Raw genomic sequence first — 13255 nt, forward strand, 5'->3', positions numbered from 1 at the left:
AGCGGGCGACGGTGCGTTCAGACACGCAGCATCGGCGTGAGGATGTCCTCGGTGTGCGCCGTGTGCACGGGCAGCGAGGGGACCGGCGCGCCCGGAACGGCGGCGTCAGCCGAGGCTTCGACGTGTACGCCGAAGGCACCCGCGCGGCGATCTTCGAAGAAGAAGCGTAGCGTTTTGGCGACCGTCGGAAACGCGATGTCGTCCCACGGGATTTCGTCTTCCGAGAAGAGGGCGACTTCGAGGCTCTCTTCGCCGGCAGCAAACTGCGGCTCGCGCATCTGGGCCAGATAGAAGATGTGGACCTGATTGACGTGCGGCACGTTGAGCAGCGAGAACAGCGCACCGACTTCGACGACGGCACCGGCTTCTTCCAGCGTTTCGCGTGCGGCAGCTTGCGACGTCGTCTCCCCGATTTCCATGAAGCCTGCGGGTAGCGTCCAGTAGCCGAGTCTCGGCTCGATGGCGCGCTTGCACAGCAGCACCTGATCGCCCCACACAGGCACCGTGCCGAGCACGTTGCGCGGGTTCTGATAGTGGATGGTGCCGCAATGGGTGCAGACATGCCGCTCGCGGTTGTCACCGGGCGGAATGCGCAACTCGACCGTATGGCCGCAGGCGGAACAGAATTGGATGGGAGGACGTCGGTTCATGGTTGCTGCGAGTGTATCACCGGCGACGCGCGCTGTGCGGCGACGCACACCGGGTGCCGGGATAACCCCGGTATTGTCGATGTACGGCGGTTTGCGACGACGTATGCAGGAGGCGCGAACGCATCACAGGAAAAATATTCGGCGTGTCATGTTGCACTGCGATGGCAATTGTCATATAATCTAATTCTTCAGACGCGGGGTGGAGCAGTCTGGCAGCTCGTCGGGCTCATAACCCGAAGGTCACAGGTTCAAATCCTGTCCCCGCAACCAAATTTGAAAGCCTGATTTCCACAAGAAATCAGGCTTTTTGCGTTTCTGCTTCTGCTTTGCGTGATGTCCTGCTGTCCTGCGATTCGTCCCGCGACGACGCTGCGGATCGTTGGTAGAACAGCGCAGCACGAACGGTCACGCTAACGAAATCCAACTACGGGTCTCTATGTCTGGCATCCACACTCCCGATGAAAACGAATTCGACGCCATCACCGAACTTTGGGAAGCGTCCGTGCGTGCCACGCACGATTTCCTGGGCGACGAAGATATTGCGTGGCTGCGTCCGCGCATTCGTAACGAGTATCTCGGCGCGGTGACGTTGCGCGTGTTTCGCGATGACGACGGCGTGATTCGCGGTTTTCTTGGCGTGTCGCCGGGGAATGTGGAGATGCTGTTCGTCGCCCCTGAGGCGCGTCGGCAGGGGATCGGTGCGACGTTGCTTGCGTATGCGGTACGTGAGTTGGACTGTGTCGGTGTCGACGTCAACGAGCAGAATCCGCAGGCGCTGGCGTTCTATCGTCGCGAGGGCTTCGAGGTAACGGGACGCTCCGAACTCGATGGTCAGGGGCGTCCGTTCCCGATCTTGCACATGCGCCTTGCAACGGCAAAACCCACTGCGTCTGCTGGATCTACTGCGACGCCGGCAGCAGACGCTGTTTGATCTTTGCGCCGAAGACGTTCACCACGAGGCCTGTCATCACGAGCACGGCACCGGCGATTTGCGGTGTCGTGAGCTGTTCGTCCAGCAGCAACGCTGCCGACGCCAGGCCGATGATCGGCACCAGCAGCGAGAACGGTGCGACCTGGCTGGCGGGGTAGCGCGTCATGAGACGGCCCCAGAGCGAGTAACCGACGAGCGTGGCGATAAAGGCCAGATAGGCAATCGCGAAGATCGACGACGCCGAGATGTGCGCGAGGGATTGCGCGATCTGTTGCGGACCTTCGAACCAATAAGAGAGCAGCAGGAACGGGATCGGCGGAATCAGGCTGGCCCAGACGACAAGTCCGACGAGATCGACCTTGCCGATCTTCTTCGTGACGATGTTGCCGGTGGCCCAACTGAGCGAGGCGCACAACGTCAGCACGAAACCGATCAGTGTCATGGCACCGCCGCCCTGCATGCCGATGACGGCGAGCCCCGCCGCAGCGATCAACAGGCCGATGACGTTTTGCGCACGAAAGCGTTCGCCGAGGCACATCGCTGCGAGCCCGAGCGTGAAGAAAGCCTGCGCTTGTAGCACGAGCGACGCGAGGCCCGCGGGCATGCCGACGTACATCGCAGTAAACAAGAGGGCGAACTGACCGAACGAGATGGTGGCACCGTAGGCGATCAGCCATCCGAGCGGCACTTGTGGACGCTTGACGAAGAAGACCGCGGGAAACGCAGCAAGCAAAAATCGGAGTGCGCCCAGCAACATGGGCGGAACACCATGCAGGCCGACTTTGATGACGACGAAGTTCACGCCCCAGGCGAGTACGACGATCAGTGCCTGCAAGAGGTCCTTCGGTGCCATGGTGGCGTCTCCTGTGCCCGAATAGTTAATTTGTTATCGACGGAAGGCGAAAGTGTACTCCCGGTGCGTCGACCTGTCGTGAGGAAAACCTGTCGAAAGTCTTGCTGGCAGGGCCACGGGTGTAGATTCGCAAGTTGACCTACATCGGGTCCGCGACCTCTTCCCAAGCGTCTGCGAAATCCAATAAGTGGCGTTTCGTTCTCAGAAGAGCGTCACCTTATAGTGGTGCACGCTGCAATCTCCCTCAACCAATGGAGATTGAACATGGATGTAAATCCGTCCGATGTGGCTGCCATTCAAGGAATGCAAGCTAGCACTGGTACCGAACGCCAGGCACCTCTCGGGTCAGAAATGGCACTCGCGCTGGAATCTACTAGGCATCGCGCCGTAGATACGTCGTTCGCACAGGAAGAGGGGATGGACCTTGATGGGTGCGCAGCCAAATACAAAGCGGCATTTCCAGCGAGCGAACTTCACGATATGCACGAGATTCTGAGACGTGTGCATGTGGACGCACATACCTATAAGGATTATCACGACAATCCGCCGGGGCTCTCTTATGGGTTCACGGAAAAGGATCGTGACGAAAGGCGTACCATAATTTGGAATAATTTTAAGATTTCGCGCGTCGAAGCGGAACGAGAGATCGGCAATACTCGGAATACATACTTTCCTGGATTCTCGATCGTCTCTGTTGCGCAGTGGATTTCAACGACATCCGATCCAGTGGTTTCATCCAGTCCGGTGGATCCAGCCGATCCAGTGGTTATATCCGATCCAGTGGGTCCATTCGATCGTCTCTATGTCGAAGGCGACGTGTATGCGTTCACGCGAGATGCGTTCGTTGGCAAGACACTTCCCCGGTGAACGTTAACGAATTGACGTGTGGCTTCGGTGGCAATAGTCGTCGAAGCCATTGATTCGGCGCGCTTCAGGCGGCACTTTGCCGTATAGCCTATACTTTCGCCTTTTCGCTCTCGTACGATGGCACCGATAGGTTTGGTCGGTGCTGCCCGTAGCATTCGGGTGCCAAAACGATCGAAAATCGGCCCTAACACCGAGAAATCCGGCACTACGCTTTTCGCTGTAATCGACTGTTTTGTAAGAGATTTTCAATGAATTTACCCTCCCGCCGCGTCAGCGTCGCACCGATGATGGATTGGACGGCTTAAAGGCGCGTGACGCCCGTCGTTTGGACGTTTCGGGATAGGGCGGTGGTCGGTGTAGCACGGATGTAGCACTTCGTCGTGCGGTTTGCCGTGCCGTGCGTTCTATTCGGACCTGGCGCATGCGTCAGACACGGCGGCTCAGGATTGCGGGAAAGTTTGAGCATCTGTCTGCTAGCGTTCTGCATCAGGCGAAGATACAACCCCAGTCGAACGCCCCAAAGGCTGGATGTGCATCCAACTTTCGGGGCGAGGTTCATGCGTCGAGCCTCAGACTATTCCGGCTGCCTTGCACGACTCAGTGGCAGAGTTGCTGGCACTCCTTCACGGCCGCTGCCCGGCGGTCGTCGATGTACTTCGCAAGATCCTCCACGTGCACTCCCTTTGCGCTCTTCTGGGAGCCTTCCATGCGGACTAATGGAAGCGCGATATCGCCTGCGCCAATCTTTCGAGTCAGTTTCTCGGCGCTCAGGTGAGAGAAGTAGTCTCGACACACGAGGTCGATAGGGACGACCGCGACGGCACCGTACTGAGCCATAAGAAGAAAAGTGGTGTTCATTGGCTACCTCCTCACGCTTTGCCAGAATCGGTTGGCCGCTCTTTTGTCGCCATCCAAAAGTAGCCGTTGTCCTGACTCCAATACCACGCGTGGTCATCCAGCGTCGCACCGGTCTCCAGTGCTGAATCGTACGCAGCGACAATAGCTTCGGCGGCGCAATCCGCGAGGAAGTGTTTGACGGTCTCCGATTCAGGGATCGTGATGCCGCGACTCGCCCAATAGCGCTTCTCGTTCAACTGATGCTCGTCAAAGTTCTTGACGATGTATTTGCCGATGTAGGAAGCGATCTTGTGACGCAGACCCACTTCGCGATTCGGGTTGCGAACGTCGACGTTGCCGTTGTCCTCGCCGACGACGCGCAGCCACAGCGTCCGCAGCACTCGGTAGTTCTGTCGCCCCTTAACGGCGATGTGGAGATGCCACGCACCGCGCTTCTGACGCTCTGCCACCGCGACGTACTGGAAGTTCTGAACCCGGCCTAGGAGGCGTCTCAGCGCGTCGAAATCGCGCTTGAGTCGTTCCTTGTCCAGCATGTTCTCGCGATAGGTCAGCGTGATCATCCTGTCTGCGCCGATGGCTTTGCAGCGCAGCCGCACTTGCTGTTTCGCCCGCTTGGCGGCCATCAGCTTGTTCTCCTCCGTAGTCTGCGACTCACCGCGTTTTGCGCGGGGCATGAGGTGAAGCGCTTGCGCCTTCAGGTACTGGTCAAATCGAACCGCTGTCGCCTCAACCTGGCCGTCCTCAAACACACGTCGACGGACGATCCATTCGCGACGGAAGGGGGAGTAGTTCAATACGTTCGTGTCATTCATCGCCTTGCCTCAATCACGTTGATCAGGGGTCCCCTTGCGCGGATGGCTTGGGGAGTAAGTGTTCCTGTCGTGCCTTGTCTGGCGTGCGATTTCGAGGACTTATCGTTAAATGCTAGTGATACAAGTCTATGGGCGCACTTCGTGCGCCCGCCGTCCTCGACCCTGCGGGCGGCGGGCGCTCGCAGTGCTTCCCAGCTGTTATCCGTAACCCTTCACGAACACGGCGAGCGATAGCGCGCCGTGGGCGACCGAAAGGTTTGGCATGAAGGCCAGAATGCAAAGGTATGAGGTGATGGCGGACGCAGGAGGTAATACCCGCTGCTCGGTCACGCAAGCCGCGCTGAGCCGCGCGACAACCGCCCGGACTCCGCAAGGCACGCATACGCAACCCTCTCTCCGGGTACGGCGCTGACACTCCCGACGCTAGCCGTCCTGAAAGACGACCGGCTTACGGAAGTACAAACGTCAACGAACGAACCAACGGATCAGGTTGGGTTACGACGGTCTTACCTGCTGGGTGAGAAAGGGAATTTTTTGGATGATGGCCGCAGTACGACGATGGATACTGCCCACGATGGGATCTTGGCCGAGCTCTCGCATAAATGCCCCAGCAAACGCCCTTGAGCGCGAATTGACTTCCAGCGTCTGTAGCCGGAAGTGGTGATGCTATGCACTGAACACAATCGGGAGCCACGTATGGAGGCGTGGCGCGAATGTGGGGCTATTAAAGCAGCGCGCGAACGCACCGTATATGGGGAAATTCCGATTGGCGCGACGGCGAGGGGAGTGATGGCGTGCATGGCGAAAGGCTTGGCGTGAAATTGAAACAGATCGCGCGCATGAGGGGGGCGCGATGTTGTAGAGACAGCCGAAACATGCGGGGGGCCATGCCGTTGGCAGAGTTGGATGAACTGCGTCAGGGACGACTACGCGTCGAGACAATCAGCCTTCAACTTGTGGCATTCACAGACGAGTTCGACGGTCATTTCGCCAAGCTCTTCGAAGATCGCGAGCAGAAACCGGTGAGGTATTTCCTTGCCTGCGTCGGTGTTGGTACACATCGTCAGCGCAAGGATGCGTTCTGAGAGGGTGTTGAGCCTGTCGACGGAAGCGTGGACTAAGGAAGCTGCTGGGAGATGAAGCGTCATGCGGGGCACCTCTAACTAGCCAATCTGAGATCCCCGCCACCCGCTGCGTTGCGCAGGGGGTGGGCGGGCACTGGACTAGGTTTGCGAACCGCTGATGACTCGGATTTGGCGGCACGCCCGAAGGCGTCCCAATCCAGGCCCGCCCATTGAGGCAGGAAACGCAAAGGTACGCGCACACAGAAGCCGCAAGAATCGCGGCTGTGTGCCCGAGAGATCATCATTCGGGTCGCAAAACCCGGTCGCGTTTGGGGCGCGACGGGAACAAGATTACCGACCCGACTTCGAGGGCACCACGCGTTCGGAGTCGCATTCTAGGTCACTCGTTGAGATTCAGATCATTCCGATGCCTCAATAGGGATTCTCCTTGGTCGACACAGACGTGATGAGTGCCCAGAAACGAAAACGGAGCCGAAAGGCTCCGTTGACTTGTGTGCGCAGGTGACTTTATCCGTACCGCTTTACCAGCAGCCCACTACCAATGAGACCCGCGATCATTGCGCCTATCGTAACGATGACGCTGGGCGTGAGAAGCGCCACAGCAAGGCCGACTGCAGTCCCACCGCTGAGAGTGGATGCGAACTTGATCATCCCGCTAGCAGCTTGGGAGCGATGCGAATTCGCGGGAATGGTTCGGCCGTGAGCAAGACGCATCTTCTTGATGGAACGCGCCTTCGATGCGCTAGCTGCAAGTCTTTTCCGCGTCGGTGTGGCTGACATCAAATACTCCATTGGCTAATGTCACCTCTTGGACCGTGTGCGCAGCAACCACAATCACGATCATCAAGAAGCATGTGGATACTAGCATGACTGCTGGCGGCTTCCATTCGTGATCCTCCCCGCGTGCCATCATGGCTGCGGACAAGAGGATGCCGCATGCGATTGCCGCGATAAAGCAAATCCAGACAACGACGAGATGTGGTCCTGTGTCAGCGACCTCGTAACCTCTAATTCCCGCCTGAACGGCAAGAATTACTCCGCCATACAACCAGCCCATCGAGTCGAACGCTTCGCCCCAAGCCCATGTCACTCGCTTGGTTGCTGGCGTCACCAGCCATCTTGCTACGCCAAAGAATCCATAAATCAAACTCGCTCCGAAGAGTGGTAGCAACGCTTCAAGCAGTACCCATTTAGTTGCGGGAGACAAGTGTGCGTTCCTCGTCGTTTATCAAAACTCCTCCTGCGGACTTGCCGGCATCTCCCGGTTGATATGGGCGCGGATTGTACGTCAGCAATCTAGCGTTGAGTCGATGGCTGAAGGGCGTATCCAGCGTGGATAATCGCTTCTTTGCCTATCCCGCTTGCGGTTGCCGAGAGGCTCGGAGGGTATTGGCTAGGGCAGATATAAGAGTCCGCCCAAATAGACGGTACCGCGATACGCTTTCGTTCCCGCTCGGGAACGAAAGCCTGCAAGCCGAAGAGGTTTGGGAGTTTCGTATACGAGCGGGAACGAAATCGGTCTTCGGTTCCTCGTGGCACGGCTTTGGCGAGCGGTGAACGTGGGCGGTCCATACCCCAATCGAGGAATGCGGCTGTCCGTTAGCTCGGAACACTGCCGTTGAGCCCACATGTATTGACCGCCCGCGACTGGGCGAGAACTGAACCTCGCTAACGGCCGAAGTCGGCCAGGAGGGGACATCAAAATCGGTCGAGCGCACGGCCGAGCTCAAGGCATCGGCTGATGGTTGCGCCGATCGCGCCAGATACGCGGCGAAAGGCGTTTGTAACTTGCCCTGTGCCACAATACGCTATGGAACATACTAGAAAATTCGTGGATCCGGCGCCACTGTTTATAAAGAAAAAATCATGACACAGAAAGCTGAGGCCTTGCGTTTGCTTGAAGAGACTTTGAAAGAGCTCGAGTCACAAAAGGGTTCTGTTTTTGCGGCAATACAAAAACTCTCACGAGCAGCAACATTGCTCGGTAATGAAGATGTTCAGATTTGGTGTGCCATTCAATTTGCTGATTCTCGCTATGTTCCAGAGCTGGAGAATTTGATAAAACTCGCAACAAGCAACGACGACCAAGCGTCGAAAAAATTTCAAAGTGCTTTAGACGTGATTTTTGAGAGGCTTAAGGCCATTGGGTTAAAGCATGAAATTCATTTCACAAATGATGAGCTGAGCCAAAAGGCGAGTCAAAGTGGTGGTGGATATGTGAGCGTCGGATTTATTGAGGAACGTTATGCTGACCTCGTTCGAACTAAACGAGGAAACGATGGAACTTACTACAAAAACAACCTATACAGCCACCTTGGCTACGTCAGAAATAGAGCGCACGGTTTTGCGTCAGATTTATTTAATCAGCTCAAATTCTCCGACACTGTAAGCAATAGTTTTGATGTGCTTAAAGCTGCGGTCGACGACAAGCTGCTGGACTTGAATCCAGTTCTCGCCGAGCAACTTATGCTGGCATTTCGGGGGGTGTCAAGCTCAAAGGACGAGGAGTGGTCACAAGCGCTAACGACTTGTCGGCGTTTGCTTGAGGGGATCGCCGACCACTTGCATCCGGCAGATACTCAGCCAGTCAAAGGGCGGGTTTTGGGGAAAGCTCAGTATGTGAATCGGCTGTGGGCGTTTATGGATAGAGCCATTGAGTCCGAGAGTAACCGCGAGCTCGCAAAGGCGCACGTCGATTTCTTGGGGTCATGGATTGAAAAGACAAACAAGATAACAAATAAAGGTGTTCACGCCGAGGTTGGGCAACTGGAGGCAGTCAAAGCAGTATTCCATACATATCTTGTCGTCGCGGATTTGCTTGATTATCTTGATTCTGGAAAGACATCGAAGCCAAAATCCGATATCAATACCGCAACAATCGACGAACTGGAAGCGTTGCTCGATATCAGTAGGGCGACCGCGAAGGAGATCGTCAAGGCCCGAGTGCAATACGGCAAGCTCGACAAACTTCTACTCTCGAAGATCCGTGGTGTAGGTCCAAAAACAGTTGAAAAGGCCGTAGCCGCTTTCGCCCTTTGACTACGACCAAGCGCTGTATTGCGTTGCAAGCCTACAGAAGGCCGCAAATGGAAATGATGAGCCGAGATTGGTCGGCTCTGAAAGTCGAGTAGCAGCCGGGGTTCGGCGACTACTCGTCGTCCGTTGCGCACTCTAGATTCAACCGGTCAACGCATAGCTTATTGCAATAGTGACGGCCGGACGTGGTCGTCGCCTATCGGCCAACAAGCGAGCTGCACCGATAACCTTCAAGATGCTTGAGCGTCCGCCGCGTTTTGTGGTCGGACATTTTGTTATGGTCTACGCCGCCGTTCTTCGGTCGCTTTGCGTGGAAGTCGAAGAACTCCCGCTATGAACTCAGCTTCCGCCTAATTGCGTTCCCAAGTTCAGGGAGCCCCCTCCCATCGTTCCAGTCCAGATAACGGTAGGCTTTCATCATCGAGTCTATTTTTCCAGGGTCTACCCCAGCATTCAGCATGATCACTTTTTTGCTCCCTCTCATTAATTCCATGAAGAATGTTGAGAACTCAGTAATTGGCCATCCGCTTGAGCTATCAAAGAAATTGTTTGTCAAGATGAAGACTCCAACCTCGGATTTTTCGATTCCTTCATTAACCTTAACGTAGATGTTGTCCCCATAGTCAATCTCGTAGCTGTCGAGCCAAGTGGCAATCCCTTGCGCTTGCAAGTATGCATTAATCGGGTTAACGATAAGATCTTTATCTTTCGAGGAGTGACTTATAAAAACTCGCGACTGCTCAGGCTTCATTGGTTTGTATTGAGGGTGATTGGATTCTAAGAGATCTTTTTCGATCCAATGGAACAGTGGGCCACCCCCCTCCTCAACAAGTACCAGATCGACCATCGTCTCATCGATGAATGTCATCAAGTTAAATGACAGCAATGCATTGAGAAAGATATTGTGTCTCTTAAGTTTCTCTGGATAATTGTCTCTCACCCATTTTTCGAATTTTTTGGGGTCATCCTGCAAGTTGACAGTGATGTAGAACTCCAGGCTGTACGGATTGTTGTTGACCATTGCGCCAACCATCGTGACGTAATCTTTGTCAAAATTCCGAAGAATATCTTTTATGAACCCTCTTTCCTTTGTGCGTGACCCGTAATCGCATTCAAAAACATAAATGTAGTTATTTGTCATTTGTCTTCCTGCGGTGGGTTTAATTTGGATTTGTTTATTTGGATGTGGGCGGTAACAGCAAAGGCTCGCTGGCGAGCATCGTCGATTTCAGCCTGGCAGATGGCTCGCTTTTTTTCGATTCAAGAAGCGCGACTTTTAATTCGCTCACTCTGACGTCCGAGCGCTATCACAGCACGACGAGCCTGCCACGATCGAGGGTTATCTATTTTCGTCACGCGACGCGCGGTTGATTGAATAGGAACTCAAGTGAACCTTCCCCGAAGCCCTCAAAGAAGAAGCGCGAACGATCTGCGCCGGCAAAGCGGTACCGCTCGACGTAGGCGTCCCTCTCTGGTTGGCTCGGTTTGTAGTCGACGAAACGTGCATAGTCCTTAAGCAGGCCGCCCAACATCGGCGAGTCCCACCATGATGAATAGTTACTCAACATTTGGTGCAGCCCAATGCGGATGTACTCATCATGCGGTGGCAGCGAAAATCCGATAACTGACACGCCCAGGTTGTACCCGCCGCTGCGCCCGAGTCCGTTCCACAGGCTCATGATGGGCGAGGCGTATACGAACTTCACATGCGAGGGAGACAGGATAAAGGGCGCATTGAAGCCACCGTCTTGACTGTAATAGCGTGCGACGTTCTGTATGGCATGGAGGTGAACTAGCGGATCCTCAGGGGGCAGCAGACCATCGACCAGTGGTTTTGTACCGTACCTCGTCGGGTCATCGAACACGCTGTGCAATCTGGATTTGTCTAGCCCTTGGGCCTGAAGCGCGGCTCGCAGCTCCAAGAAATGACTATCGTCAAACCAGTCTAGCGACCCGTGCAGCTTAAGGAGGACTATTTCCTCGGTATCAGAATCGAGGACACCACCGTGCGTGTTAACCGACTTGAAACGATGGGGGAACCGCCGAAATCGCTTGCCGACGTGGGTGAGCGCGGCTTCGAGCACTAAATCGTAGTTGAACGTTAGGACGATGTCCCTCGGCGACAGCAGATCGGCGAACTTATAGTAGCAGTCGGGAAGTTTGTCGGCAGCGGGGGTGCCATCGTGGATCACCTTGCCGATTGCTTTCCGGATCATTAGCTGCGACTCATTGCCCTCGCTGCTCCAGGTGTCGCTGCCCCGCAGTCTCAGGTAGTGCTCGATGTCCAGGTAAGACATGAACAGCTCTAGGTCCAGTGCATCTTTGGTCTGCCCAGTAACACCACAGTCATTGCAATACGACAGGTAGTAGGTCAAGTCGCGGTCGAACTTCGTATCGGTACCGTGCTTCTCCTCGATCAGCGACTTGACCGCGGGATACAACGCACTCGCCAGCGGCAGCCCCGCCGGGCGAGAGAAGCCCGCGCCGAGAATGAAGATGCGAAAACCTGGATGTGTTGGAGTAATCATTTGTCGGGAAGCTGTCTCTTCTGCGATTGTCGGAATCTCGGGAAGCAGAGGGCTGCCGTCGAGTCATCCGGACATTTTCCGGGACCGCTGACTTGTACTCTCCACTGGGGAGTCACCTTGATATTCCATTATGCGGGTTCGACCGGCTACTTTGTTGAGATGAAATTAGGATAGCGAATGTTTCCTCGGGTTGTGGATTCAACTGGTCGAAAGTCGCCATTGCGGAGTTCTCTTTTTCGATCTGTGTATCCGCCGACATCCCCCGCTACCCCCCAATCCCCCTCCACAAAAATCAAAGACTTACCCTCCCCACGTAACTCCTCAAAATAGTAAGCCCCCCAACTTGCCCCTCCTACCAGACAAGCTTCCCAGCCAACCCTGCCCTAGGTTGATAGCCTGTCGAGTCAAATTTCGGCGCAATGCTCCGGTGCCGGGGAGGGAAGCAGTCTCGTAAGCCACGGCCAGTCAGCGAATCGATTGCCGGTCTCGCGGATATGTGTGTATCTCTTTAGGCTCGCCCAGCTTCGGTGGCCGGTTACCGCTGCTACACGAGGTATCGACAGGCCTTGCTCGAACAGCCAACTGGTGCCTTCGTGGCGCAGGTCGTGAAATCTCAGATCCTGAATTTGCAGGAACTGGCATGCGCGAGTGAATGCCGCGCCGACGGCGTCGGTGGTGTGGGGGAAGATTCGGTCTTCGCCTTCGTGTTGGGGGATCGCGGACAGAATCCGCATTGCTTCCGGGGGAAGGTCGCACCAGACGTCGTTGCCGATCTTTTGTCCTGGGTGCTTCATGTCACGAACGAGTATCCGTGACCCATCCTTATCCAAGTTCGACCACTTAATCGTCACGATCTCCTCCTGGCGTCGCGTCGAAAATATCGCGAACGGGATGATGTAGTGCATTGGCGCGCTTTTCGGATGCCGTTTGCGAATCCCTACGAAGTGTTCAAGCAGTAGGTCTAGCTCGGCAAAGCTTGCACGTCTTTCCCGTTTGGCTGACTTGGCCGTATGACCGAGGTGGGACAGCACTCGTCGCGCATCCCTCAAGGCTTGCTCAGACAGTGGATATCCCCAAGCCGGGCGAGCGACGTTGACGACCGCCCCGATGTGAGACATATAGTTGCTCGCGGTTTGAGGAAGTACGTCTAGGCTCTTGGCGAAATCAACGTAATCGGTGCTTCCCAACTGGCTGCAACGCTTCTCCCCGATTGGCGCTCGCGCGACAGCGTTCAATACTTGGGCCTTCGTCCGCCCGATTTTCTTGATCGATTCGTCGACGTACTTCTTAATCACCTCACTAAATAGAGGGTCGACCACCGCAGCGGCCTCTATGCCCCCCGGACGCGCCAGCTCCTTCTCCCTCTTGACGATCCACGCCGCAGCAGCCTGCCTACGGTCAAACGTCTTCGCCTCGGTGTAGGCCACCCGGCCGTCCCGCTTCAGGCGGATCTGAGCCGTATACCCTATACTTTTGTCCTTTCGTTCCCGTACTGAGATTGTTCCCATAGGTTTTCGTCGGTGCTACACGGCTTTTTTCGGTGCTACACCGTAGCACTTGGGTGCTAAAACGAGCCTGAATGGCGTCTAAAATTGGGAAATCGGGCACTACGCTTTTCGCTGTAATCGACTGTTT

At 55.6% G+C, this 13255-nt stretch carries 12 protein-coding genes and 1 tRNA gene; 4 read left to right on the forward strand and 9 right to left on the reverse strand.

All coding sequences use genetic code 11. The features are described 5' to 3' along the window. Nucleotides 1–17: 17 nt before the first annotated feature. A complete protein-coding gene (locus PAQ31011_RS16915; RefSeq protein ID WP_246179626.1) occupies nucleotides 18–632 on the reverse strand; it encodes an NUDIX hydrolase in 615 nt (204 codons plus the stop codon). A 211-nt stretch (nucleotides 633–843) separates the two neighbouring features. Here PAQ31011_RS16915 and PAQ31011_RS16920 point away from each other — a divergent pair. Together PAQ31011_RS16920 and PAQ31011_RS16925 are read left to right on the forward strand one after the other, a co-directional pair. Then, nucleotides 844–920, forward strand: a tRNA-Met gene (locus tag PAQ31011_RS16920). Nucleotides 921–1086: 166 nt separating this feature from the next. Continuing rightward, nucleotides 1087–1581, forward strand: a complete 495-nt coding sequence (locus tag PAQ31011_RS16925) for a GNAT family N-acetyltransferase (protein ID WP_150576888.1) — start codon at nucleotides 1087–1089, stop codon at nucleotides 1579–1581. Here the strand turns inward: PAQ31011_RS16925 and PAQ31011_RS16930 are convergent. Next, nucleotides 1550–2434, reverse strand: a complete 885-nt coding sequence (locus PAQ31011_RS16930; protein ID WP_150576889.1) for an EamA family transporter — start codon at nucleotides 2432–2434, stop codon at nucleotides 1550–1552. The two genes, PAQ31011_RS16925 and PAQ31011_RS16930, sit on opposite strands and share 32 nt — an antisense overlap. 264 nt (nucleotides 2435–2698) lie before the next feature. Between PAQ31011_RS16930 and PAQ31011_RS16935 the strand changes: the two genes are divergently transcribed. Then, entirely contained in the window at nucleotides 2699–3301 is a 603-nt protein-coding gene (locus PAQ31011_RS16935; RefSeq protein WP_150576890.1) for a hypothetical protein, read from the forward strand. A gap of 597 nt (nucleotides 3302–3898) precedes the next feature. Here the strand turns inward: PAQ31011_RS16935 and PAQ31011_RS16940 are convergent. The 4 genes from PAQ31011_RS16940 to PAQ31011_RS16955 all read right to left on the reverse strand — a co-directional run bounded on the left by PAQ31011_RS16940 (nucleotide 3899) and on the right by PAQ31011_RS16955 (nucleotide 7263). Further along, nucleotides 3899–4159 carry a pyocin activator PrtN family protein gene (locus PAQ31011_RS16940; RefSeq protein ID WP_150576891.1) on the reverse strand — a complete coding sequence of 87 codons (261 nt, stop codon included), beginning with the start codon at nucleotides 4157–4159 and terminating at the stop codon, nucleotides 3899–3901. A gap of 11 nt (nucleotides 4160–4170) precedes the next feature. Beyond that, complete coding sequence (locus tag PAQ31011_RS16945) at nucleotides 4171–4971, reverse strand: rolling circle replication-associated protein (RefSeq protein ID WP_174990164.1); 801 nt, start codon at nucleotides 4969–4971, stop codon at nucleotides 4171–4173. 926 nt (nucleotides 4972–5897) lie between these two features. After that, nucleotides 5898–6119, reverse strand: a complete 222-nt coding sequence (locus PAQ31011_RS16950) for a hypothetical protein (protein WP_150575723.1) — start codon at nucleotides 6117–6119, stop codon at nucleotides 5898–5900. Nucleotides 6120–6798: 679 nt separating this feature from the next. Continuing rightward, complete coding sequence (locus tag PAQ31011_RS16955; protein WP_150576892.1) at nucleotides 6799–7263, reverse strand: hypothetical protein; 465 nt, start codon at nucleotides 7261–7263, stop codon at nucleotides 6799–6801. Nucleotides 7264–7922: 659 nt separating this feature from the next. On the opposite strand from PAQ31011_RS16955, the gene PAQ31011_RS16960 reads away from it, so the two are divergent. Next, on the forward strand, nucleotides 7923–9095 hold the full coding sequence (locus PAQ31011_RS16960) for a ComEA family DNA-binding protein (RefSeq protein WP_150576893.1): 1173 nt from the start codon (nucleotides 7923–7925) through the stop codon (nucleotides 9093–9095). A gap of 328 nt (nucleotides 9096–9423) precedes the next feature. Here the strand turns inward: PAQ31011_RS16960 and PAQ31011_RS16965 are convergent, their stop codons facing one another. The 3 genes from PAQ31011_RS16965 to PAQ31011_RS16975 all read right to left on the reverse strand — a co-directional run bounded on the left by PAQ31011_RS16965 (nucleotide 9424) and on the right by PAQ31011_RS16975 (nucleotide 13128). Continuing rightward, nucleotides 9424–10233, reverse strand: a complete 810-nt coding sequence (locus PAQ31011_RS16965) for a toll/interleukin-1 receptor domain-containing protein (protein WP_150576894.1) — start codon at nucleotides 10231–10233, stop codon at nucleotides 9424–9426. A 211-nt stretch (nucleotides 10234–10444) separates the two neighbouring features. Continuing rightward, nucleotides 10445–11620, reverse strand: coding sequence for an SIR2 family protein (locus PAQ31011_RS16970; RefSeq protein ID WP_150576895.1), 1176 nt, complete (start codon nucleotides 11618–11620; stop codon nucleotides 10445–10447). Between the two features lie 404 nt (nucleotides 11621–12024). After that, entirely contained in the window at nucleotides 12025–13128 is a 1104-nt protein-coding gene (locus PAQ31011_RS16975; protein ID WP_150576896.1) for a site-specific integrase, read from the reverse strand. Nucleotides 13129–13255: the final 127 nt, after the last annotated feature.

It is taken from the genome of Pandoraea aquatica, assembly GCF_902459565.1.
Taxonomy (GTDB): domain Bacteria; phylum Pseudomonadota; class Gammaproteobacteria; order Burkholderiales; family Burkholderiaceae; genus Pandoraea; species Pandoraea aquatica.